This window comes from Amycolatopsis samaneae (assembly GCF_039541975.1).
Lineage (GTDB): Bacteria > Actinomycetota > Actinomycetes > Mycobacteriales > Pseudonocardiaceae > Amycolatopsis > Amycolatopsis samaneae.
Genome location: NZ_BAABHG010000023.1, coordinates 112483 through 135803 on the forward strand (window position 1 = coordinate 112483; position 23321 = coordinate 135803).

General features: G+C 66.1%; 18 protein-coding genes. 4 read left to right on the forward strand and 14 right to left on the reverse strand.

All coding sequences use genetic code 11. The annotated features are described in order from the left end of the window. Positions 1–16 precede the first annotated feature (16 nt). The 3 genes from ABD987_RS41085 to ABD987_RS41095 are packed head-to-tail and all read left to right on the forward strand — an operon-like array spanning position 17 to position 4729. Complete coding sequence (locus tag ABD987_RS41085) at positions 17–2329, forward strand: B12-binding domain-containing radical SAM protein (RefSeq protein WP_345407747.1); 2313 nt, start codon at positions 17–19, stop codon at positions 2327–2329. After that, positions 2326–3564: a hypothetical protein gene (locus ABD987_RS41090; protein WP_345407749.1), complete on the forward strand. Its 1239-nt coding sequence runs from the start codon at positions 2326–2328 to the stop codon at positions 3562–3564. Before ABD987_RS41085 ends, ABD987_RS41090 begins: the two co-directional genes overlap by 4 nt. Continuing rightward, positions 3539–4729: an MFS transporter gene (locus tag ABD987_RS41095; protein ID WP_345407751.1), complete on the forward strand. Its 1191-nt coding sequence runs from the start codon at positions 3539–3541 to the stop codon at positions 4727–4729. Before ABD987_RS41090 ends, ABD987_RS41095 begins: the two co-directional genes overlap by 26 nt. Before the next feature lie 146 nt (positions 4730–4875). Here ABD987_RS41095 and ABD987_RS41100 read toward each other — a convergent pair whose 3' ends face one another. From ABD987_RS41100 to ABD987_RS41145, 10 genes are all read right to left on the reverse strand, one after another. Continuing rightward, positions 4876–5097: a hypothetical protein gene (locus tag ABD987_RS41100; RefSeq protein ID WP_345407753.1), complete on the reverse strand. Its 222-nt coding sequence runs from the start codon at positions 5095–5097 to the stop codon at positions 4876–4878. Between the two features lie 82 nt (positions 5098–5179). Continuing rightward, positions 5180–6070, reverse strand: coding sequence for a thiopeptide-type bacteriocin biosynthesis protein (locus ABD987_RS41105; RefSeq protein ID WP_345407755.1), 891 nt, complete (start codon positions 6068–6070; stop codon positions 5180–5182). Between the two features lie 18 nt (positions 6071–6088). Continuing rightward, entirely contained in the window at positions 6089–7324 is a 1236-nt protein-coding gene (locus tag ABD987_RS41110; RefSeq protein WP_345407757.1) for a lanthionine synthetase C family protein, read from the reverse strand. Then, positions 7321–10329, reverse strand: coding sequence for a lantibiotic dehydratase (locus ABD987_RS41115; protein ID WP_345407759.1), 3009 nt, complete (start codon positions 10327–10329; stop codon positions 7321–7323). The genes ABD987_RS41110 and ABD987_RS41115 overlap by 4 nt, the downstream gene beginning before the upstream one ends. Before the next feature lie 87 nt (positions 10330–10416). Then, a complete protein-coding gene (locus tag ABD987_RS41120) occupies positions 10417–10581 on the reverse strand; it encodes an FxLD family lanthipeptide (protein WP_345407761.1) in 165 nt (54 codons plus the stop codon). A 61-nt stretch (positions 10582–10642) separates the two neighbouring features. Further along, positions 10643–11884 (reverse strand): methyltransferase, FxLD system, encoded by a 1242-nt coding sequence (fxlM, locus tag ABD987_RS41125; RefSeq protein ID WP_345407763.1) that lies wholly within the window; start codon positions 11882–11884, stop codon positions 10643–10645. Positions 11885–11938: 54 nt separating this feature from the next. After that, positions 11939–12277 (reverse strand): hypothetical protein, encoded by a 339-nt coding sequence (locus ABD987_RS41130; RefSeq protein ID WP_345407765.1) that lies wholly within the window; start codon positions 12275–12277, stop codon positions 11939–11941. Next, the gene (locus ABD987_RS41135) at positions 12270–12575 is read right to left on the reverse strand and encodes a hypothetical protein (RefSeq protein WP_345407767.1); all 306 of its coding nucleotides are present in this window, start codon (positions 12573–12575) and stop codon (positions 12270–12272) included. Before ABD987_RS41135 ends, ABD987_RS41130 begins: the two co-directional genes overlap by 8 nt. Positions 12576–12579: 4 nt before the next feature. Further along, a complete protein-coding gene (locus ABD987_RS41140; RefSeq protein ID WP_345407769.1) occupies positions 12580–13137 on the reverse strand; it encodes a DUF4254 domain-containing protein in 558 nt (185 codons plus the stop codon). Beyond that, positions 13134–13424, reverse strand: a complete 291-nt coding sequence (locus ABD987_RS41145; RefSeq protein WP_345407771.1) for a hypothetical protein — start codon at positions 13422–13424, stop codon at positions 13134–13136. The genes ABD987_RS41140 and ABD987_RS41145 overlap by 4 nt, the downstream gene beginning before the upstream one ends. Positions 13425–13863: 439 nt before the next feature. On the opposite strand from ABD987_RS41145, the gene ABD987_RS41150 reads away from it, so the two are divergent. Further along, positions 13864–15240: an NsdA family TPR-like regulatory protein gene (locus tag ABD987_RS41150; protein WP_345407773.1), complete on the forward strand. Its 1377-nt coding sequence runs from the start codon at positions 13864–13866 to the stop codon at positions 15238–15240. Positions 15241–15256: 16 nt separating this feature from the next. Here ABD987_RS41150 and ABD987_RS41155 read toward each other — a convergent pair whose 3' ends face one another. The 4 genes from ABD987_RS41155 to ABD987_RS41170 are packed head-to-tail and all read right to left on the reverse strand — an operon-like array spanning position 15257 to position 22943. Then, complete coding sequence (locus ABD987_RS41155) at positions 15257–15979, reverse strand: M48 family metallopeptidase (RefSeq protein WP_345407775.1); 723 nt, start codon at positions 15977–15979, stop codon at positions 15257–15259. Positions 15980–16010: 31 nt separating this feature from the next. After that, positions 16011–19316, reverse strand: a complete 3306-nt coding sequence (locus tag ABD987_RS41160) for a type I restriction endonuclease subunit R (protein WP_345407777.1) — start codon at positions 19314–19316, stop codon at positions 16011–16013. An 11-nt stretch (positions 19317–19327) separates the two neighbouring features. Beyond that, positions 19328–20506 carry a restriction endonuclease subunit S gene (locus ABD987_RS41165; protein WP_345407779.1) on the reverse strand — a complete coding sequence of 393 codons (1179 nt, stop codon included), beginning with the start codon at positions 20504–20506 and terminating at the stop codon, positions 19328–19330. Beyond that, on the reverse strand, positions 20499–22943 hold the full coding sequence (locus tag ABD987_RS41170; RefSeq protein WP_345407781.1) for a type I restriction-modification system subunit M: 2445 nt from the start codon (positions 22941–22943) through the stop codon (positions 20499–20501). The genes ABD987_RS41165 and ABD987_RS41170 overlap by 8 nt, the downstream gene beginning before the upstream one ends. Positions 22944–23321: the final 378 nt, after the last annotated feature.

A 23321-nucleotide genomic window follows, 5' to 3' on the forward strand; every position in this document is an offset into this window, starting at 1 on the left:
GCATACGGAGGTTTCCGTGGCACGTCGTCCACGCACGCTGCTGGTGAATCCCCCGTTGTGGAACGTCTACGCGCCGCACCTAGCGGTGCCGCTGTTGACCGCCGTGCTGCGCGACCGCGGGTGGCCGGTCACCGCCTTCGACCTGAGCGCCACTCATTTGCGATGGATGCTGTCAGCGAAGACGGTGGCCGGTCTCGCCGACCGTTACGACCGCGTCGGCGACCTGGGCCTCGACCCTGTGGCAGTGGACGAGGCTCGGCTACTCCTGCCCTCGGTGCACGATGGGATCGAGGACGCCTGGGTCACGATCCACGACACCGCGAGCCTGCACGACCACGCTGCCTTCGCCGCCGCGACCCGCACCATCGGCAACGCTCTGGTGTGCCATTCCGCTGCATTCGAGGGCTTCCGCTGCGACTTGCGGTCCAATCGCCAGTACTACAGTGAGCGATCCAGCGCGTCGGTGCTGGCTGCGAGCGGCGATCCCGATCGCAATCCCTACCGGTGGGCGTTCGAGGAACTGCTCCCACCGCGGTTGGCCGACCCGAGTCTGGGCTTGGTCGGCATCTCGGTGTCCGCCGACACTCAGCTGATCCCGGCGATGACTGTGGCCGCTTTGGTTCGCGAGCACCGGCCGGACCTGCGGATTGTGATGGGCGGCAACTACATCACCCGGGTGGCGGGCCGGTGGCGCACCCGGCACCCGTTCTTCGACCTCGTCGACGATTTCGTGCTGTACGAGGGCGAGGACGCGATCGTCGCACTGTGCGAAAGCCTCTTCGAAGGCAGTACTCATCCCGTCCCCGGCCGAAGCACCCTGGCCCCTGACGGACAACTGAGCTTCGCCCCAGCCCGCGACGTCTCCCTCGCCACCCTGCCCGCCCCCGACTTCGATGACTACGACCTCGGCTCCTACCTCGCTCCCGGCCCGGTCTTGCCCGTGCTCGCCTCCCGCAGCTGCGCCTGGGACTGCGCGTTCTGCTCCATTCCCTTCGCCAGCAACCGCTACCGCCACCGGGACGCCGCCGCCGTCGCCGAGGAGATGCAGCACTTGGCGCGACGGCACGGTACGACGTCGTTCATGTTCGTCGACGAGATCATGACCCAGCGGACACTGCGCGAAGTCAGCGCCGAGCTGGTGCGCCGGGACGCCGGCTTGCATTGGTACGGCGAGACCCGCTTCTCCGCAGGGCTGGACAACAAGCTTGCCGCACAGCTGCACGCGTCCGGCTGCCGTCGGCTGGACCTGGGCCTCGAATCCTACAACCAACGAGTGCTCGACCGGATGCGCAAAGGCACAAAGGTCGAGCACGTCGAGGCGAACATCGAGGCGCTGCTGGGTGCGGGTGTTCCCGTGCACCTGTTCTGTATCACCGGTTTTCCCGGCGAAACGGAGGAAGAGGCCCGCCGCACCGCCGAATTCGTGGAACGGGTGCTGCGCCGCTCGACAGAGCAGTTCGCCTTGCCGTACTCGACGAGCGTGAACGGGCCATTCATCCTCGACTTGCTTTCCCCTGTCGGCATGCACCCGGAGCAGTACGGGGTGACCGTGCTCCACCCCGGCCCGCACGAAGACCTTGCGCTGAGCGTGGACTACCTCACGGGCGCAGGTTTGGCCGGCGCCGAGGCCGCGCGGCTCGCCGCCGAGGCCGACGCCTTGCCTGATACGGGCCGCTCGGCGCCGTTGCATCACCGGGGTCTCGTCGGCGAGTCCGAGGAGTACGCGTTCCTGCGTTGCGTTCACCGCACCGGGGTTCCACCCGGACGTCCGGCCGCGCACCCGGCGGCGTTCGCCCCTCTTCCCGGTGCCTCACTGCGGCTGGCTGAGGGAGTGACTTGGCGGGTGTCGGCAGATGGTGGTGTGGGGCTCTATGCCGCAGGAGCCGACAGCATCCTCCGACTGCCGCAGCGATGGGTACGACTCGTGTCCCAACTGGACGCGGGATGGCAGTTCGAGAACTCGAACGACACCGTTGTGGACGTGCTTTGCACGCTTTGGACATTCGGCTTCCTCGCTGATGCTCGAAAACACGCCGTTCCCTTAACTGCGGGGACCGGTCTGCGCATGCAGGTGCCCCCGGGCTGGAAGGAAGATGTCGACCTCACGACCGGTCGTGCGCGAATGACCAGCTTCGTGACCGGGCGGGAGGTCGTGCTCAACGTGCACGCGTTCCTGCTGTGGCTGGAACACACCTCCGACGAACTGGAAGCAGCCGACCCGGAGCTGGTGGCCGACATGGTCCGCGTCGAACTCCTCCAAGTGAACCAGCGGATCGGTCCCATAGCACTCGGCAACAAGACCAGGACGGGCAGGCAGGTGAGCGCATGACCACGGTATTGACCACCGGTGGCAGCAAAGTCGGGTACTGGCGTGCGTTCCTAGACCGCTATTGGGAACGTGAGGCGGGTATCGTCGGCCCGCCACCCGTCGACCTCGACCTCACCGGTGACTGGTTCTTCCAGGTCGTCGTGCAAGCCGCGGCGGCGGGAGACCGCGGCGACGGGCCGCTGTTACAGCTCTCGGTCGACGGCGAACGCCTGCACCGCGACCGCGCTCGCTACCTACCCCGGCCCGAGGACGGGTCCGTCGCCGGATTCCTGTCCCGAATGGACGACGAGACCGGCGGTGCCGAGTGGAGTATGGGCCTGAGCCGGTTGCACCGCACCAGCTTCGAGATGTGGGAGCGGGCCGCGGTGTTCACCGAGGACCTGTGGACCGCGCTTGGAGGCTTCCCATCCGGCTACGCTGACACCGACATCTTTCTCGGCCGCTACGCGGGTACCCACGTCGGTATCCACTGCGACAACGCCGCCAACTTCATGTTCGGCGTCGCGGGACCGAAGGACCTCGTCGTCTGGCCGCCCGAGGACGGCGAATGGCTGCCCTTGCACCGCAGCGACTGGTTCGCGGTCCGCGACACCGGCCAGGCCCTGTCGGCGAGCACCACCGAAATGGGCTACTTCCCCTCCCAGTACTGGCACGTCGGCACGTCTGCGGAGGCTTCGTCCGCCACCTTCAACATCGCTCTGTTCTTCGACGGCGACCCGGTCAACACGATCATCGACGATGTGACGGCACAGCTGGCTGCCACCCCGCGCCCACCACACGAGGAAATCGTACGCACGAACGGAGCGGCACTGCCCGAGGTTGTGTCCGGCCTGCTCGACAGCACCATGGCTCGAGTCGACCAAACCGCCGTTGCCGATCGGCTCCTAGCCACTTGGCTGCGCAAGCTCACCGCCCGTGGCTTCGGCCACGTCCCCACCCCACTGGACGCTTCCCCCGTCGACGGAAACCAGGCCGTGTCATTGCACCGCTTCCCCATCGCTTACGAACGCTCGCGCGGCAAGCTGCTGGTTTCGGCGAACGGTCACCTCGCCCGATTACCCGACCACCCTGCCCTGCCCGCCGTCCTCGATCGGGTCAACACCGGGGAAGCAGTCACCCCGGCCGAGCTCGCGCGTGAACGTGCGGACGACGAGTTCACTGATATCGTCCACGCCGTGCTTTACCGGCTGCGTTCGTGGCGCGCGATCGATGTCCAGGACCTGGACGGTGTTTAGAGCTTTCGGGCTGCGCGCCACCTTCCTGTTCACCGTCCTCCTCATCTCCTACGGCGGCGACGAGGTCGCCGTCTTCGCGCTCACCTTTCACTTGTCCTCTTCCGGGGCGCTCTTCGTGGCTGGCCTGCAAGTAGCGGCCCTGCTGCCAGGAGTCCTACTGGGGAGGTACGTCGGCAAGCTGCTCATCGGACGCAGACCCGGCCCGGTTGTGGCGGCAGCGTCGACCGCACAGGCAGCCATCGCGGTCCTCCTGTCGTTCGACCTGCCCTCCACGGCCACTGTGGGGCTCGTGGCGCTGCTGGCGGTGGTGAACACGTTCAGCGTGACCATGTTGAACGCGGCACTGCCCATGCTGGCCGCCACAGAAGTCGCAGAGTCGGCCTACGGGCTCGGACAATCGGCTTCCTCGTTGGCCATGGTCTTGGGCCCACTCGCGGGCGTCGGCTTGTTCGCCGTCGCGGGCGTGCGCGGCGCGCTGTTGATTGATGCGGCAACGTTCCTCGCGGTGGCGGCCTACGGCGTCGCGGTGCGTGCGGTATCCGTGGCCGACGACGCCGAGCCGGATACGAAGCCCGAACGAGGTAGGCTGACCGGCACAGCGATCCTCACGGTAGGACTCGTGTTCGTCGTCATTGGCACCACCGCGGGCACGGACGTGGCCTTCGTCTTCCTGGTGCGCCAGCACATGCCTGACTCCGCCGTGGCCGTTCTCGGGTTCGCCACCGCCGCGTGGGCCATCGGCATCCTACTGGGCAGCTCGCTCGTCAGCCGCGTGTCTTCGGTGTCCCCGGTCGTCCGCCTCGCCTTGTCCGGTTCCTTGATCGGCGCCGTCTACCTGGCCTGCGGCCTGGCCCCAACCGCGGCGGTCCTGCTGAGCACATTCGTCCTTGGCGGCGTCGCCAACGCGATCTTCAACGCCACGCTCCGTGCCGCCATCTACCGCATGGCGGGCCCCTTGGAAGCCACTCGGGCGTTCGGCACGTTCCTCGCCGGCGCCAACGCGGCGGTCCTCTGCGGCATCGCCATCGCAACTCCCTTCGCCGAGGGTGCCAGCGCCACCGCGTACGCCGTCGGTGGTTGCGCGGCCCTGCTCGCCGCGCTTGTCGCCATTCCGGTCGCTCTCCGCACCCACGCCGAAGTACCGGCCGAGAATGTCGCCTCCTAATGCGGTAGGCCGTTCCACACGTGCTCCATAGCCGCGCTTCACATCTGCCGCAAAGGGCGCATGGGGGATTCTCGACTCATTCAGAGGCACGGTCGCCAAACTGCGCATGTGGGACTCTTTCACACTGAGCAGACTTACAGTAGCGATTATGACTTCATAGGCACGTAGGTATCGTCGACTGCTGCGTAGGCGACCGGCTGCTCGCCCTCGCGGACCGCATCGGTGACCTGGGTGTGGAGCGCGTCGAGCCCGCCGTCGGGGATGGAGATCGGGCTGCCGGTCACGGTGTACCATTCCGCAGTGCCGTCGCTGCGGTCGCTGGTGCGGATGGTGACATCACCGGTGATAACGCCGATCTCGTCGGTCATCGCCCCGCCCGGCACCGCCGCCCCAGGTAGATGCCGCTATTGCGTAGTGGGCCGCCTGGGGCTCAAACCCAGAACCTGCAGATTAGACGTCCGCGGGTTCAGCTGCCTCAGTGTCCTGCGGAGGGACAATCCCGAGGAAATTCGGCCGCTCCCCCGAGGGATAGTCGTCGAAGACAGTAGCCTTCGCGGCGTGAGCCAGGACGCTCTGCGTGGTGTAGGACAGGCCAATCCGGTTCCAGTGGAAGATCGCCTGATGGGTGAGCACTGCGCGTAGTCCGCGGTGAAGTGCCCCGGCTCGGGAAAGAACACCGAGTTCGGCGCCGGCGCGATGGAATGCGGCCAACCATGTTGCACTGTCGGCCATCTGACCGCCCGGTTTGACAAGCGGACTCGTCGGGTCAGCATCGACGGACATCAACCGCCGGAGACCGGACCGCGGCGTCCGAAGCTGGTCTGTGTTGATGTCCGGTGGAAGAGGCCGGTTCTCGGCAAGGCGTGCCCAGATGTCGCCTTGCTCGTACCAGTCCTGTCCGGCCCCGCGCATTAGCGCGCTGCACAACAGGATGGTCAGCTCGCGCCGCCGGTCACAGGTGCGGGAGTTGCCAAGGATGTGCTGGCTGTCGCAATGGAACAGCTGATGCGCGACCGCCATGGCAGCGGTGCCACCGAAGGCGTGGATTTCAGGTTCGTAGATCGTCTCGACCCAGTTGGTGATGTTGCGCTCCTCGCGGAGGCCGCCCAACATGTGAGCCAGAGTGTCACGAATTGCTTCGGTGCCGGATTGTATCGGGAGGTAGCGCACTCGCCAGTTCGGTGCTTTGCGGATGAACCACCACAGCTCCGCGACGGCATTCAGGAGCGGTCGGAGCCGCTCGGCGGCGATCTGCTCGGCCTTGGTGTAGTCGGTGAACTCGATGGTGACCTGCTGCCACGCCGTTTCCGGCTGAGGCGACTGGCCGGTGGCGGTGCTCATCGTGCCTCCGGTGCGGTGTCAGGCGAGTAACAGGCAGGCATCCCAGCTCGATCGCGGGGCGGTGCCGGTGGCCGCGGTGTGCAGGGCGAGCGCGGCGCCGGTACTGCCCTCGAGCAACTCGACGGCGCGCGGCGCGGTCCGCAGGTGATCCCGCAGAAGCATGGTGAGAGCGGGCAGATGCGCGGCGAGCATGTCGGTGGCGGCGTCGCCGGCGGCGCGCCAAGTGGTGTGCAGGAGCCCGGCGGCGCCGTGGCAGAGGCTGGGGTCGATGATCCGAATCAGCTGGGTGGGGTCGGTCAGGCAGCCGAGCAGCGCAGTTTCGGCGATGTGTTGGCGGGTGGTGTCGCCGGTGGCGAGGGCGGCGAGTTGCTGGGCGCGGGCGATGCCGGGGGTGCCATAGCACCACGAGGGCTGCAACGGTTCGGGCTGATTGCACGACCTGGCGCGGGCTTCGTCCACGGTGATCGTGCGGGGCCACCACGGGCCGCTGGGATGGTGTTGTTGCCAGGTGTCCAGCCACGTGCAGATGCGGGCGATCGCCTGGACGTGCCCGTCAACGGTGATGCCGCGCCGCAGCGCGAGGGCCAGGAGGGCGAGCGGTCCGGTGATGCCGTGCGCCATGCCGAAGTTGCCGTGCCCGCCGGGATAGTCGGTCGGGGGCTGGCCGGTAGGACCGTGGTCGGTCCACCAGCCCGGCAGCTCGGTATCACCGGGCAGGGGTTCGGTGAGCCGGACGAGATAGGCCAGCACCGCGGCGGTCACCGGGGATTCGGGTGCGTGCCGCAGGTGGTAGACGCCGAGCCCGGTGAGGCCACGGATCAGGTCGAACTCCGACAGCGCCGGGCGCTCGCCCTGGTCGATGCGTGCGTTGGCCGCGGCCAACCGGACGCGGGTCAGGTCTCCGGTCGCGGCGTCGAGTTGTGGCAGGGCGCGCTGGTAGCCGCCGGTGCCGTTGGCCGCTGCGCGGGTGACGAACGCGAGCGCGGGGACGCCGAAGAACAGGCACGCGTCGGTGCCGCCGTAGAGGTCTCCGGTCGCGGCGGTCGACAGCCAGGTGTGCGCGGTAGGCCACTGGCCGGGCCGGTTGAAGGCGCGTTCGGTATGCAGGAGGGCGACTCCGGCGGCGCCCCCGGCCAGCGACTGCGAATGTGGATTGTGGATGCTTCTGTGGATAGCGATGGCGGTGGCGGGGTCGGTGAGACCCGCGGCGATGTCGTCGGCCAGGTCCAGCAGCGACGGGTCGGGGTAGGTCATGAGCGGCCCTTCGGGTGGGTGGTCTGACTCAGGGCGGCGGCGCGGGCGAGGCGGTGGCTGATTCGCTCGTTCTCCGGCGCGATCCCGGAGGTGCGGATGCAGTGCAGGTGCAGCAGCGACGCCAGCACGCCGTCCGGCGCGGGCGCTCCAGCGGCGTGGAGCGTGACCCGATACGCGGACAGCGCGGTTCGCCGCCGGTCCCAAGCCTGCGTAATCTCTTCGCCTCCGGGCAGTTTCCGCACTGCGGCTGCGTTGTGGCGCGGCTCGGCCAGGTGCAGCGCCTGGTCGTAGACGGCGCGGTCCGGGGCGGGAATCGGGTCTGTGGTGATGTTCTCGATCAGCCAGGCGGCACCGGTCTTGTGGCCGCCGGTGAACGCGGCGGCGAGGTCGAGCAGGCTGGCCGCGGTTAGTGCCCGGACGTCGGCGGCGCCGGGGGCGGTCAGGTGTGCGCGTTGCGCGAGCGCGGCGGCGGAGTCGGCGGCGAACACCGCTTCGGCGGCGGTCATCGCCGGGCCGTGCCCGAAGCGGCCGGTTTCCGGGTGGTAGGTGTCCAGCTGCATCGTCGCGATCAGCCCGAGCCGCCGCAGCTCCGCGGCCCACGCGCCGACGCGGGCCGCGACCTCGCCGAAGCTCGTGGGGTTGGTGAGCCGGATGCGTAGCCGTAGGTGATTGTCGGGGTCGCGGTAGGGCAGGAACCACCACTGCACCGGGCCGTCGAGTGTCCACAGTAGATCCCGCAGGTGGGTGGCGAGCAGGGCGGTGTGCCGGTCGGGATGGCCGTAGAGCTTGCAGAACAACCACTCCCCGGCCCCGGGGAGATGCCCGTCCTCGGCGGTGGTCGCGGTGATCGGGGCGGTGCGTGCCGGGATCGGCGGCCACGTCCGGGCATGGGTAGACGCGAGCGGGACAACGATCTCGTGGGCGTACCCATCGAGCCAGTCGAACGCGTCGACGGCAGGGGCTTCGTGCACGGTGGCGCGCCCGTGCCGGTCGAGCTCGGCGCGCAGCAAGTGCAGGTGTGCGGGCTCGTCCAGGTTCAGGCGTATGCGCTGGTCGTTGCCGCCGAGGTACACCGCGGCGGGCACCATCATCCGCTCCCGCCACCCAGCCACGGCAGCCGTCCACTCCGTCCACGGCGTGCCCTTGCCGGGCAGCTCGGAGGCGGGGAGCACCCAGCGGGCGAGTGAGAGCACGGCGCGGCGGTAGGTCAGCCGGGGCAGGAACGGCAGGTCCCCAGCAGCACCCCACGAGAACATTCGGCACGTCGCGGTGCGCGCGGTGGTCAATTCGCAGACGAACCGCAGCAGCGGGTGCGCGAAGTTGGTGAACTCCACCGCGCTCAACACCTCCGGCTCGACCGGCCGCGCCTTCGAGCGGGACCACAGGTAGAGCCGGTGCGCGTCACCGATGACCAGCAGATCCTCCGGCACCAGCACGGCGTCGGTGCCCGGGCGGTGCTCGCTGATCGAGAGCACGTCGGGCAGGACCTGGGGGCTACGAGCGACGTTCTCGGTTTCGGTGTAGAGTGGCGGGCAGGACACCTGTACCCGCAACGCCCCCTCGTTGACGGTGGGCAGCCCGGCGAACGCATTCACCGCGCGGTCCTGCTCGGCGGCGTCGAGCAGGTCGAGGAATCGGCCGGTGGTGGTCCCGGCAGCGCGAAACGCACCGGACACGACCAGTGAGAAGTCGCCGCTGTCGAGCGCCGCCCGGCTGGAGGCGTGGACTCGCACCGCGAGTTCGATGTGCGGCGGGAACTGCGCTCGCGCAACGTTTTCCGCCTCCAGTTCGGTGATCGCTACGTCGTTGAGAACGACTTCGACTTGGCGGTTCAGGGCGGTGGTGTGGGCCAGCCGCAGCAACGTGGTGTCGCGTTTGGACAGTCGCGGTGCGGGCTGTTCCAGGAGGGAATCCCGGTATCCGGCGGGGAATCCGAGGCCGAGGTCTGGGTTCACCAGCTCCAGCAGCGGCACGGCGGCGCCGATGCCGTAGCGCTCCAGAAACCGGGCGTGATAGTCCAGCCAGACTGGCTTGCCGAACGGGTGCGGCGTCAGCCGCGCCAGCACACCCGCGGCCCGCGCGACCTCGCTGGCCACCGCGCGGGGCAGCACGAGGTCGGCATCCATGCGCAGATCGACCGGTCCCGTCTTCTTGTCGCCGGTGCGCTCGCGCAGTGGGGCCAGGAGCCCGGTCGCGGCCGGGACGTCCTCGGCGCCGGTGTCGGCGAGGGTGGCCAGGACGTGCGCGAGTGGGTCGGTGACCGTCATCGGCGGGCGCAGGGCGCTGATCAGGACCCGTTGCTCGACCAGCTGGCGCAGCATCGCCGTGATCACCGGCGCGGCGGCGCCCGGGAACGCGGTGGTGAGCCGGTCGGCGAGATCGGCCAGGCGGATCGGGGTCCGCGCCGCGCGGACGATCAGCTCGATGGCGGCGGTGTAGCGGATCGAGACCTCGGCCGGGTCAATCCGGGCCACGATGGGGACCGGGTCCTGGCGCAGGCCGACAACCAGGCGGCCATCGCGCACCGTCGCGGCGTTGTTCACCACGACCGGCAACCGCTCAGCTAGCCCCGGGCAGAGCTCCAGTTCGGTGACCATCCCGGACAGCCACGCGGCCTCGACTCGGCCGGTGGCGCGGTGATCCTCGCCGATCCGCACGCTGGTCGCCGAACCGAAGGCGGCGGGCGCCACTCCGGCGAACAGGCCGAATGGAGTGGCGCGGCTCGATGCCCGTAGCCAGTAGCGCAGCAGGGAGACGACCGCGCCGCGTACCTGACGGGCACGCTGCTCACGCCCAGCGCACACCGTGATCACCCGTCGCGCGAGGTTCGGGCTGGCGGCGGCGACCGCGTGCGCGAACGCCTCGTCCGCCCATGTACGGGCCAGCCAGTCACGCCACTGCGGCACGGTTCCGCCGGGCAGGTCCGGCCAACCATTAACGTCCACAGTGGATGGTCGGATGGCGAGCCGGAGCATGGCCGAGTCGATGACGGTGAACAACCTCAAACAACCCCCTTCGCAGCAACGACGGCCTGGAAGCGAGGTGTGTCGGGCACCCCGCCGCCAGGCCGTCACCGGTCAGCGCACCGCGTGTCAGCAGGTGCTGTTGGAGCAGGCGCTCTGGCAGGTTGAACCGCAGCCGTCGTCGGTGCTGCGCATCAAATCCGCGACCACCAGCCCGGACGAGACGATGGACAGGTCGAGGTCGAATTCGGTGTCCGGTCCCGCCGTCGGGGCGGTGGTGTGCTGCAACGTCATGCCGAAAACTCCTTTGCAGGGTTGGTGAATCGCGCGGATGGGACTACCTGCCCGGCCCCGGTCAGGACGGGGACGGCCAGGAGATCAGGACACGCGTGTGCTTCTTCTCGATCAGGCGGCCCTCGCCGATCTCGGCATCCGAGGTACCTGCCGGGAACACCGTGACCTGCGCGCCCGGACCGTGCCGGTGCACGCGGTCCCACACCCGGATCAGCTCGACGTACTCCTCGCCGAGGCTCTCGGCCTCGCGTCCGTGGCCGAACACGACCAGCTCGAAGGACGTGCGGTCCTCCGAGGTCGCCCTCGGGGCGCGGTAGGCGAAACTGTCGCCCGCGAGAGCGGTCTTGGCGCCCATGCGCGTGGACTTCTCCACCAGCCCGGACTCGATCACCGCGGGCTTGGCCACCAGCAAGCCGAAATCGTCGAACGCGCTGGCCAGGAACAGATCCAGGTCGTCGAACGGCTCGAACCCGCCCACCTCCACGCCAGAGGGCAGGACCACCCGCGGAGCGTTCAGCGCCGCCCGCAGGCCCCCGACGTCCAGGACCGGATCGCCGTCGATGCGCAACCCGACGTCCTCGCCATTGAGGAGCACGAGATGCTCGTCGTTCGCCCCGGCACCCTGCATCGGGACGAACCCGCACAGCCGGTAGCTGCGGCTGACCAGCTTCCCCTCCTCCAGCGAGAAGGCGAACGACCGCGACAGACCGCGCAGCCGAAGCGGAACGACCAGCACACCGTTGGTGGCCAACTGCTCGATCCATGCGGGCGGGATGTCCCACGCCCCGGCGGTGACGATGATCCGGTCGAACGGCGCGTGCTCGGGCACCCCGCCCTCGGCATCCACCCGCAGCACCTGCACCCGCTCGTAGCCGGTGGCGTCCAGGAAGTGGCGTGCCCGATCGACGACGAAGGGATCGATGTCGACGGTGGCCACCTCGCCGTCGGGACCGACCAGTTCCGCGATGAGCGCGGCCTGGTAGCCGCCGGACCCGATCTCCAGCACCCGCATACCGGGGCGGATATCGGCCTGTTCCAGCATCTGCGCCTGAATCCACGGCGCGGACACCGAACTGGTCGCCGACCCGTTCTCGTCCCGCTTGGTGATGACGACGTCCTCGCGGGTGTAGACCTGCGACAGCGGCGCGTCCGGTGCGAACGCCTCGCGCGGCACCGTCGCGAACGCCGCGATCACCGCGTCGGTGCGCAGGTCGCCCTCGGCGACCATCTTCTCGACCAGCGCCGCGCGCAGCGCGGATGCGTCCTGGTCGGCAGTGGTGTCGTTGTCTCGTAGTGTGTTCACTCGGTCACTCTTCCAGTTGTCGTTGCGGGAATGCGGGCGCACGCGCCGGTGAGGTCAGGTCGTCGCTGGACGGGGCTTGCGCAGGCAGTGCCGCCCCGCCGATGCGGTGCCGCGGCGTTCGGCGGGATCGCCGATGAGGTGGCGGTAGGCGGCGGCCCACACCGTGCAGCGCAGACGGCGGCGTGGCGGTGTCGACGCGCAGGCACGGCAGCGGCCGCGCTCATCGGGTCTGTGTTCGGCCAGCAGCTCACGCCACGCCCCGGTCAGCCGGATGATCTCCGAGTCGGCCAGCGCGGCCTTGGACCGCTCGTCGCCGTCGCTGGCGATGGTGTCCAGGTCGTCGAGACGCCCGAGCACCGCGTCCTGCAACGTCGAGGTTAGGACTTCATCCATGATCGTGTTCCTCACCGGGAGACGGGCCGGGCGGCGTGGCCGGGGGCCACAGGCGTGGATGCAGGCCCAGCGGGACAACGTCCCCGACCCGCAGCCGGGCGGTATGCACGCGGTAGGCCGCGTCGTCGAAGTAGCGGCACGGCCAGAACCGGCCCACGCAGGTCGGACAGACACCTGGCTCGGCCGGGGTCGGCAGATGCATGGTGAGGTCGTTGATCGCCGCAGCGGCGCGGCCGGCCGGGCTGTCGGCCGCGACCAGCAGGCCCTCCACCGCGCGAATGTCCCCCTTGGTCTCCATCGGCTCACGCCATCCCTGCCGGGCCCGCCGGGGTCTGGAAGACCGGCAGGTGACGGCGCCCGAGCAGCAGGTCGGTGACCAGGTCGTCGTAGGCACGGGCCAGTTCGCCGAGCTGGCGCGCGGCCAGGCGTACCCAGGGATCGCTCGCGGCGGTGCGGACCTCGGCCAGCAACTGGCCGCGCATCCACACCGTCACCAGCCGCCCGACCAGCTGCCCGAGCGACTCGGTGTGCAGGACCCCGGCACGGCCCTCGGGCAGCGCGGTGGCGGCCCAGCGGTCGATGCGGTCGATCAGCACTGCGCACGCGGCGTCGCGGGCACGCACCGTCCGGGCGGCCGCGGCCAGCACGGGATCATCGGCGTGCGGGTCGCCGACGATCCGGTGGGCTGGCGCACGCAGCCGATGCTCGGCGGCCAGGTCCACCGCCACCGCCAGCACAGGATGCCGGTAGCCGCCCGGCGGGGTGGTGCCGAACGCGCGCACCACCGCCGACGCGCGGGGCAGCGACGTAGGCGCGGTGCCGGACTGCGCGGCCGGAGGATCGATGATCACGGCGGTCACGACACCGACCCGTCCGTGGCGGGCACCGGACGACCGGTGATCTCCCACTCGGTGAAGTGCACGACGATCCGCTCCCACAATTGGCTGCCGCCGACCTCAGCGACGTGCATCCGGACCCGGTGCGCGCGCTCGTCCCAGCAGGCCAGCACCCGTACCCCGGTGCGGGCGTCGACGTCGAGGAACAGGTGCTCGTCGATACGCCGGTGCAAGGTCCGGCGCCGGTGCTCGATGGTCGGCAGGCCGGTCCGCACGATCGCGGCGGCGGCCTGGTGCTCGATGCCGGGCACGAACACTGCCGGTACCAGTCGGGCGGTCTCCAACCGGCCAATCAGCTCTCTGCGGTGGTCCTGGCGGCGGGTCGCGTCCCGGACGAATCCGGTGACGAAGCCGGACAGTGATCTTCTCGGGGCCAGGGTCGCGGCTATTGCAGAGCCTCCTTCAGCACACTCGCTGTGCTCGGGTGCCTGGTGACGTGGTGGCCCGATCACGGCGATCTCCCTTCGTCGATGGGCCCCGTCGGCAGCGGCGAGCTACGACGATTGATGGCATCGCGGAGCCCGCGCAGTCATGCCGATCCGAGTGCACAGTCCTAATCCGGCACCGAGCACTCGTGGCGTCCTGACCGACTGCGCGGGCCTGGTGAACAGTCAACTCGCGATACCCTCTGTGGCGATACGGGTGACGGCGGCGCAAGTGGTTTAAGCGGTTTAAACCAGGCAGGTGCACATGAGCAGGCGAACACCGAACCAGAGGCTGCGTGAACTCGTGTCCGAGTCCGGCCTGACCCACGCAGCGCTCGCTACCGAGGTGCGCCGGGTCGCCGCCGAGTGCGGTGTTACGGTGCGGACCAACAAATCTGCCGTCACGCACTGGATCGCAGGTATCAAGCCCAGTGAGGCCAACGGCCGGTTTCTCTGCGTGGCGCTGTCCCGCCACCTTGGCCGCCTGCTGACGCTTGCCGACCTCGGGCTGGCCGAGGACGGCCACGATCATGGAGTTGATGAGAGCATCGGGCTGACCCTCGGGACCGACCCATTGGAGGTCCTCTTACCGATGTGGAACCTCGACATGGACCGGCGTCGATTCCTGACATCCTCGGCCTACTCAGTCGCCGCGGCCGCGCTGCCCCTGGCTCACGTACGCGAGCTCGCCGCACGAACCCGCGCCGCCGCCAGCGGTGGCCGTATCGCCGGGATGGCCGAGGTTGCCGCGGTGCGCGACATGATCAGCGTCCTGTCTGAAATGGACGAACGCCACGGCGGACAGCACGGACGTAGCGCCTTGGTCACCTACCTACGCGACGACGTCGCACCGCTGTGCCGGGGGCGGTTCCGTACCGAGGAGGTTCACCAGCAGATGCTGTCGGCGGCCAGCCGCGGCGTGCACCTTCTGGGCTGGAAATGCTACGACGCGGGGCAGCAAGGCTTGGCGCAGCGATACTATTTGCAGTCCTACGCGATGGCCGCTGAATCCGGGATCACCGGCCACGACGGGTTCGTGATGCGCACGATGGCCATGCAGGGGCTGAAACTGCACCGCCCGGAATACTGCCTGGCTCTCGCCGAGACCGGCCTGAACCGCGCCGTCGGGAAAGTGGACAGCCGCACCGAGGCACTCTTCCGGATCGTGTACGCCCACACACTCGCCAAGACCGGGAACCACCACACAGCCTTGTCCGAAACGGACAGAGCCCGCCACCTCCTGACGGAAGCCCCTGGCGACGACATGCCGTTCTGGGCGCTGACCTGGGGACCGCCCGCCGCGTCGCTGTACTCGCGCACCGCGAAGGTCTACGAAACCGTCGGCAACCATCACGCTGCCGCCGATCACTATGCTCGCGCGGCGCGAGCCCGCCCCACCGACACCTACGCCCGTATCGCCGCGCTCGACCTTGTCGACGGCGCCGAGATGCATCTCAAACGCGGCAGCATCGAGCAGGCATGCACCACCTGGCACCGGGCGCTGGACCACATGGGCGGCGTCGGGTCCACCCGGACGCGCAAAGCCATCACCAAGATGCGCAACCACCTCATGCCCTTCCGCGTCCGCGGCATGCGCGCGGCGGCTGAACTGGATACCCGCGCCCGCGAATTCCTTGCCTAGTTACTGCAACCGAAGATCACTTGGTCAACTCTGGGAGCCATAGCCTGGCGCCCTCACGATGCAACTGATCACGGCGGCGCGCGAAGTCTGGCATGGCTCGCCCAACAGTTCGCCAGAATTCCCCCGAGTGGTCGGGATGGTGCAGATGAGCAAGCTCATGCACGAGCACATAATCGACAAGTGAGGCGCGTAACTGCATTGTTGCCCAGTGAATGTTGACTACACCGCCCCGGCCGCACGATCCCCATCGGTATCCGAGCTTGCGCACGGTAAGCTCTTCGAGTGGCGCCCGCATACGGTTTGCCCAGGGTGCAGCGCGCTTCGGCAGCCAGACCTGACCACGCGCCCGATACCAGTCGATTAGATGTCCTTCTGCGCGGTTTAGGTGATCGCGGCGCAACTGTAGCCGGCCACGAATGAGACCCACGGGTACAGGGGCAGCGTCAACGAGCTTCATTCGATAGTTGCGGCCCAGATACTGGAAATCCTCGCCGGTGACGAACTCTTTGACCGGCCGAGTTGCGACCTCGTATGCACGTTGATCCAATTTGTCGTAAATCCAGCGGCGCCGCGCCTTGACTGCTGCGGCTAGTTCCGAAATAGCGAGCCCAGCAGGAATGGTAGCCGTGATACGTGCGTCCCGTTCTACCGTTAGCCGCACACCGCGACGATCGGGGTTGACGACTACGTCGATGTCAAGGCCGCCAACCCGCGTACTTCCCGGTACGACTCGTTCCAAGGCGACTTCCCCGGCGTGCGGGTCTGACGGGCTACCGGAGTGCATGGCGGTGGTGGCTCACGATGTCGAACAGACTGTCTGCGAGGTGTCTTGCGTCCTCTGGGGCGGTGATCCGTCGGTCGACGAGCGCGCGAAAAAAGGCATTTCGAAGGTCATTTTGAGCAACCGGGATCGACCAAAAGTCCTTCTTACGCGCATGATGGTGGGCTATGGATTCGAGCTCTACGACGGCCGAGAGATAACGTTCATGTTGCTGATCGACAATGACGCCGTCGGTAAGAACCGTCTCGGTTATTATGCGGTATAGAGCGCGCTCAAGCGGACTGAGCCTGACTAGTGCCTCATCTACGAACTCCGAATCGCCTTGGTGTACGGCGATCGCCTCGTTGACGATTTGCTGGAAGTGGAAAACCTGTTGCTCCCACTGCTCGGCATAGTCGCGAAGGATTTCCTCCAAACGCTCACGCAGCCTGCGGTATGCGGCCGGGTCCTCGTTGAAGTGCACCTCGATGTGGTGGCGGATGGCATGTTCCATCGTTGAAGCCTGAGCCTTCGCGCCCGGCAATGCGGTGACCTTCGCAGTGAAGTCCTCAGCAGTGATCTTGCTAGGCGGTATTACCTGCCGCACGCCGAGCGCAGTGATGTGCCGGTCAATGAGCTCGCGGACCTTGTCACCATATAGGGATGGGTCAAAATCTGTGGAATCTTGGTAGCGGCTGCGCGCCCACTTGCTGATGACAGCGTACAGGCGGGCGTCCGGCAAGAATGGCTTCGCCTCTGGTCGGGGCATCACCAGGTCAACTGTAGACAGGAATTTCCGGAGTGCGCCGTCGAACCTGGCGCGCAGCTCGTCGTCTTCCAATAGCTGCACGCACGCTTCGATCGTATCCCGAGAGTCGGCGGGGGTTACGCCACGCTCGGTAAACAACAGCCTCAACCGGGCGCGGCGCGGCTCCAGTTTGGCGATCTCGGCAGCGAAGTCAGTGGGAGCGCCTTCGGCGTCCTCGGCCGCGTAGGCTTCCATCGCGGCCTTGAGATGACCGGAGATCCCGGCATAGTCGACGACGAAGCCAGCCGCTTTACCCTCTGTGGTGCGGTTCACTCGCGCTATGGCCTGGAGAAGGTCGGCTTCCTTCAGACGGCGATCCAGGTACATCACCTGCTCGATCGGTGCGTCGAACCCGGTCAACAGCATGGTTCGCACGATAAGGAACGCGACTGGCTGCTCACCCGGCGCGGGCACGTCAGGCAACGCCTTCCGGAACAGATCGACCGCAGCGTTCTGCGAGTTCAGGTTGGTCCAAGCGGCTAGGTCCTCGTCATCGTTGGAGCCCTCGGAGATGACAGGCACGAAGTCGATGGCCTTGAGGAGTTCGAGCTGCCGGTGCGCGGCGACCAAGATCGCCTGCTTGCCAGTCAGTTGCTCGGCTGGCTTGTCCAGTACAGACACTGGCACGCCGCTGGCCTCGGCTACCAGATCGTCCCTTGCCTTCAGGATCGCATCTCGGTAGCGAACCGCGATCTTCCGCGAGTACGCCACCACCTGCGCCTTGAACCCGTTCGGCATGACGTTACCGACGTAGTGGTTCAGCATGTCCCGGGCCTTCTTCAGGATCAGGCTGTCGGCGCTCAGGACGTCGCTGGTCGTGGCATATCGCTTCTGCAGCTCCTCGTACTCTTCATCCGACAGCTCAGGAAAGTGCTCGGCGATGGCGTCTTCGAGGTCGTCGGCGTCGGTGACGGCAGCCTTGGCGATCCGGCCCTCGTAGATGATCGGAACGATCGCACCGTCTTCCTCGGCATCGGCCAGCCGGTATTCATCAATGAAGCGGCCGAAGATGTCTGTAGTGCGGCTCTTTTTCCGCATGATGATGGGCGTTCCGGTGAATCCGATGCGGGCCGCGTTCGGTAGGGACTCCATGAGGTTTTGGTGGAGCTTGGAGCCGTGTGAGCGGTGTGCTTCGTCCACCATGATCAGAATCGGCGTGTCGTCGTTGAGCTGTCCCCAGCCCGGCGCCCGGTCGTGCGCGATGGTGTCCGCGGCCGCTACCTGCTTCGCCTTCTTCGCGTCTACCTGCTTGTGAATCATTACGAAGACCAAGCCTGCGCCTTTGCGGGACAGCACTGCCGGGACGGTCCTTGACCGGGTCACGATGTCCGGTTTCTCGCCGGTTAGCACGGCAGTGTCAGAGAGCTGCTTCTGTAGCTGCTTGCGGTCAGTGACCAAGACGACCTTAAATTGGCTCAGGCCGCGAGTGGATCGCATCTTGCGCACCAGGAACACCATTGTCAAGGACTTGCCCGAACCTTGGGTGTGCCAGACGATTCCGCCGCGCTGGTCCTGCTTGCCATCCTCAGTTTTGGTTTTGCCGGTGCGCAGCCGTTGCACGGCTCGGAGGACAGCACGGTACTGCTGATAGCGCGGTGCTATCTTGATCCGTCGGCTGGCCCCATCGTCGGCATCAACTTCCATGAAAACGACGAAGTTCTTGACGATGTCCAACAACCGCTCCGGATGCAAGACACCTGCGGCGAGCACTTCCTGGTCAGTGAGGGCGTTCTCCATCTTGCCATGTGAGGTGGCGAGCTCTGCCTTCGTCGTCGGGTAGGGATCGCGCCAGACGGAGTAGTGCTCGGCGTTTGCGGTGTACGTGCCTAGGCGGGCTCGATCCCCGCAGGTCGCCACGGTCAACTGCACGGTGTGAAACAGCTTCTCGTTGCCTTCGGGCGTGACCGCGCCACGCTGGTTCGCGTACCGACGCAGTTGCCTGATCGCTTCGGCGAGCGAACCCTGATGGTAAGTCGGCTTCTTGCACTCAATGACTACCAGCGGGACACCGTTCACGAACAGCACGATGTCCGGAACCGCATACTTCACGCCAGATGTCCCCGGCACGTCCATCCGGAACTGCGAGATGGCCAGGAACTCGTTGCGCTCCAGGCGTTCCCAGTCGATGAACTGGATCTGCTGGTTCCGCCCTCCATCCCAGCCGACCAACCCTTCCACCGAAGTGCCCTTGAGCAGCCGTTCGGTCGCGGCGGTGTTCGCCTCCAGCAGTGAGGTCGTCCCGAGCCGAGTCAGCTCGCCCACGACCTGCGTGATGCGCCGCTCGTCCAACCATTCTTCGTCGTTCGGATCGAGGTTGAGTTGCCGGAGCTTCCGCCGAAGTACAGATTCCAGAACTGGCTCGGCGAACGACAGACGGAAGGACTGCTTCGGATCGGTTGGAACCGCAGCATCGGGCGCGCTCCCGCGCACATGCCGCCACCCCATCGATTCGAGCTGTCCAATTAGCGGCGACTCGACCAACACATACTCATAGCCCGACTTCGACATGGCTCCGCCGCCTACCCACCGGTCCTGGTCGACACACGCCCCGTCAGCAAATCGTCCAACATGGCCTGCTTTAGATCACGCAATTTCGCGATCTCGACATCAATAGCACGACTCACATCTTTGGCGGCATCAAAACGATCTGCCAATTGTCTCTGAGTGTCTACATCAGGCACTGAGACCCATATCTTGGAAAATTCTGACTTATTGAGGATTGGTGTAACCTGGAGGTTTGCCCTGGCGCGAATCTGACCTGCTCGTTCAGCTACGGACATGAACAAGAATCGGGGATCTACACCTTGTCGCGAAACAATCGCATTGATCTGCTGGTTCGTACAACATTCAAAGGCTGCAAATCCAACCTTACCTGTGCCAAATCCAATACACACGACTAGCGTGGTCCCGGCCGGCAGCATGCGAACACCCGGGGCGCTCGAATGAACGGATCGCCCAGGGTCTTCAACTGCCCCGCTGACGCTAACCTCTGCGGGCGTAATGAATGGCAGAGAATTCCTCGAAATTGAGAAATAGTCGGAGGTTGGGGTAGCTCCCGTTACCACTTGCCCAACGTCGCCAATTTGAACGTCAACCCATCCTGATTTCGGCGCAAGCAGAGCGGAACGAAGTCCATCGATCAGCATTTCCTGCTTGGCCTTGCGGAGCAAGCTGACACTGATTTGCTCGTCCATTTCACCGAGGATCTCCGCGATCCGGCGCTGCTTGGCTAGTGGTGGCACAGGGATCTCAATGCGGGCAAGGTCACGCCAGTATACGGCTGCAACACTTGTCGTTCCGGTAGCGATGCCGCGAATTCTTTTCGCGGGAACACCAAAGGTAAGCTGCGCACCCATATAACTTGGTTCAACCATTTGGTTGAACCGCACAATTAGGAGATTATTGTCAGGTACTGTTCTGCCATCATCTTCGTGCCATACTCCGACCTTGCCCACCAGTTCCGGCGTGTTGCGCGTATTGATCAGCAGGTCGCCTGGACGAAGTGTGAGACGATGAAGATTTTCTACTGTCCCAGCCATTACAGTCTCCACTTGGCTGTTATCGATGCTCCCGCCCCGCAGACTCCCCATCTTAAGCAACGTTAGATTGCCACTTCCGTCCACCGAGCGAGACGTTGTGCCCAGGCATGCCTCATAGACCAACTCGCTAAGTTCGATACGCTGCCATTCCTCACGCATAGCCGAGGTCCTTGAGATACGCTGCAAGGCGGGAAGCGGCAGCGTCGCGCTGAGCTTCGATGTCGGCGACGGTCACTGCATATTTGTCCCCCCAAGTTTTGTAGGCGTCGGTGAGGGCGCGGCGGTCGACAGCGACGAACCGCTCCATTCGTGCACGCAAGTCGTCTCTTAGAAAGCGGAGCACCATGTCCCGAGCATCATGATCGGGCAGCGCGACGGCTGCACGCTTGAGCTCCGCAACGAACGCAGCACGCAGCTTCTTGACCTTCGCCTTCGCGTTCTTCAGCTCGGCTTTGAGCTTCCGCAGCTCGGCAAGGCTCAGGTTCTCCTCCGGTTCTTCGACCTCGTCATCGTCGTCGGCGGTCTTCTTCGGTGTCCCTGCCTTGATCCGCACGTCCAGGTCGGCAACCAGTGCCTCGACCGCCTCCAGATCGGCCACGTATGACGGGATCAATGCTGGCACGACCCGGTGACCGCGTGCCTTACGTTGGTCGGCACGCATCCGCGCCAGCGTCTTTGCATCGGCATCTTCGGGCTCATCGAAGGCAGACTCGATGTTGGCGACCCAACGATCGATAACTCCGCGGAAGCCCTGCTGCATCAGACTCTTGAGGTCATACTGCGCGTCGAACCACCATGCCGCGACTGCGCCCCCGAGTTGAAAGCGGTCCAAAATACCGACTGGCAGCAGGTCTTCGATGAAGGACACCAGCAGTTCGGCCCGTGTTGTCATCAGCCGCTTGGTATCGGGCAGTTCGACGAGCCGGTACTCGTGCTTGCCCCACCAGGTGTCGTACGCGTCAGAGAGTTCCCGCTCGCAGGGCTCCGCCAGCTCGGGGATGCGGGCTGCCGTAGCGTGATATCCCTCCGTCATGAAGTCGTAGTAATCGGCGTCCCGCTCGGCGAACAACTCCGCAGCTTCGATACCGTATGCGGCGAACCGATCCTTCTTGGCCGCCACTTCAGCCTTCGGGACGCCGCCATGCAGGTGCGCGCGCACGTCCTGTGGCTCGGGCGATGGAGTGTTGTCGACGTACCGTCGGATGTTCAGGTTGTAGTCGTTGTTAGCAAGCTCGTCCAGCGGCACGACCCGCGCGAATCCGGGGATGTCCTGGCGCTCGCGGAACGCCGTCACGATCTTCTCATCGTGCTGCGGCTCAAGATGGTTCTGCGCGCGCCCGGCGGTGTACTCACGGTCGGCGTTGATGAACAGCACGCCATCACGCCGATCTTCGGACACGCCGTCCGAGCCGCGCAGGACGAGGATGCATGCGGGGATGCCGGTGCCGTAGAAGACGTTGGGGCCGACACCGATCACCGCTTCGAGCCGGTGGTCTTCGATGATCTGCTGGCGGATCTTCTTCTCTTCACCTCCCCGGAAGAGCACGCCGTGCGGCATGACCGACGCCGCGATACCGTCCGGTTCCAGCACGGCTAGCACGTGCTGAATGAACATCAGATCAGCCTTCTTGCCGGATTCCGGACACCAGCCGTAGTTCATGCGTTCCTGGTGCGTCATGCCCTTGCGCCGGTAGTTCTGAGCGAACGGCGGGTTGGTCAGAATCCGGTCAAAGCGGCGCAGTTCGCCGCCCTCGATTTCGTGCCCTGGCTCGGCGAGGGTATCTCCGTGGACCAGGCTGCTGTCGGTGATGCCGTGCAGGACCATGTTCATTTTGGCCATCGCCCAGGCGCCGCCGTTGTCCTCTTGGCCATATGCTGCCACTGTGGACGCGTCATGGCCATGCTCTTCGACGTACTCCTTCGCGAGGATGAGCATGCCGCCCGAGCCGCAGCAGGGGTCGTATACCGACTGCCTCTCCTGCGGTTCGACGAGCCGGACCATCATCCGAATGACTGGACGCGGCGTGTAGAACTGGCCACCTTTCTTACCGCCCTCATCAGCAAACTCGCCGATCAGATATTCGTAGGCGTGGCCGAGAAGGTCTGGGAACTCAAAATCCTCGTTGCGCAGTCGATGCCGCGCAAAGTGGTCTATCAGAGCTTGGATGGTGAGGTCACTGAGCGGCGTATTACCAACCTTCCGAATAAAGTTGATGTGATCCAACACGCCGTCGAGCGTCGGGGAGTTGGCTTCTTCCAGGTCGGCAAGCGCCTTATTGATCATGCTGCCTGGGCTTGCGGCGCGCGCCCGATCAGCAATGTAGGACCACCTCGCGGTTGCCGGCACGAAAAATTGACCGCTTTCGTAGTAGTCCGGCATCTCGGCGATCGCCTCAGCCTCCGCCCGCGAGCTACCGAGCTTGACCTGCTGGGCGACGACCTCTTCGCGTACCGCATCAAACTGGTCCGAGGCGCGCTTCAGGAACAGCATCCCGAATATGAACTCTTGATACTGAGCGGCGTCCATCTTGCCACGCAGGATGTCCGCCGCCGCGAACAAGTGCCGCTCCAACTGCGGCAGGGTCAGCCTCGCCACCCGTAGCTCTCCTTACGCATCGCCTCGTGCGGTGTTCGGTAGTCAGGTAGATACCTAGAGTGCACCTTAGAGTGCGCCCTGACCAACCGAGCAAGAGCACCATCGTCCCTGAAGCACAGTGGGTTACCGCACGCGGACTCGTCGGCGTGTCGCTATCGGTTCACTCAGAGGAGGCTTGAGCGGTCGAAGGCTCAGGACGTGGTTGGCGACGGGACATGCTCACCCAGGTCGAAGGCGATGAAGCGCACCGACTGAGCTTCCCCCGGTTGTCCGGACACCTCACCTGAGGTGACCGCCGGTCACCAGGGAGGATGTTCTGGTGCCTGCACCACACCCGCCTGAGTTTCGTCAGCGTGCCGTCGAGCTGGCCCGTCTGGG

Excerpts from the sequence above, each read along its gene's own strand:
- ABD987_RS41090 (WP_345407749.1), top strand. The coding sequence starts at position 2,326 with ATGACCACGGTATTGACCACCGGTGGCAGCAAAGTCGGGTACTGGCGT.
- ABD987_RS41095 (WP_345407751.1), top strand. The coding sequence starts at position 3,539 with ATGTCCAGGACCTGGACGGTGTTTAGAGCTTTCGGGCTGCGCGCCACC.
- ABD987_RS41100 (WP_345407753.1), bottom strand. The coding sequence starts at position 5,097 with ATGACCGACGAGATCGGCGTTATCACCGGTGATGTCACCATCCGCACC.
- ABD987_RS41105 (WP_345407755.1), bottom strand. The coding sequence starts at position 6,070 with ATGAGCACCGCCACCGGCCAGTCGCCTCAGCCGGAAACGGCGTGGCAG.
- ABD987_RS41110 (WP_345407757.1), bottom strand. The coding sequence starts at position 7,324 with ATGACCTACCCCGACCCGTCGCTGCTGGACCTGGCCGACGACATCGCC.
- ABD987_RS41120 (WP_345407761.1), bottom strand. The coding sequence starts at position 10,581 with ATGACGTTGCAGCACACCACCGCCCCGACGGCGGGACCGGACACCGAA.
- ABD987_RS41130 (WP_345407765.1), bottom strand. The coding sequence starts at position 12,277 with ATGGATGAAGTCCTAACCTCGACGTTGCAGGACGCGGTGCTCGGGCGT.
- ABD987_RS41135 (WP_345407767.1), bottom strand. The coding sequence starts at position 12,575 with ATGGAGACCAAGGGGGACATTCGCGCGGTGGAGGGCCTGCTGGTCGCG.
- ABD987_RS41150 (WP_345407773.1), top strand. The coding sequence starts at position 13,864 with ATGAGCAGGCGAACACCGAACCAGAGGCTGCGTGAACTCGTGTCCGAG.
- ABD987_RS41160 (WP_345407777.1), bottom strand. The coding sequence starts at position 19,316 with ATGTCGAAGTCGGGCTATGAGTATGTGTTGGTCGAGTCGCCGCTAATT.
- ABD987_RS41165 (WP_345407779.1), bottom strand. The coding sequence starts at position 20,506 with ATGCGTGAGGAATGGCAGCGTATCGAACTTAGCGAGTTGGTCTATGAG.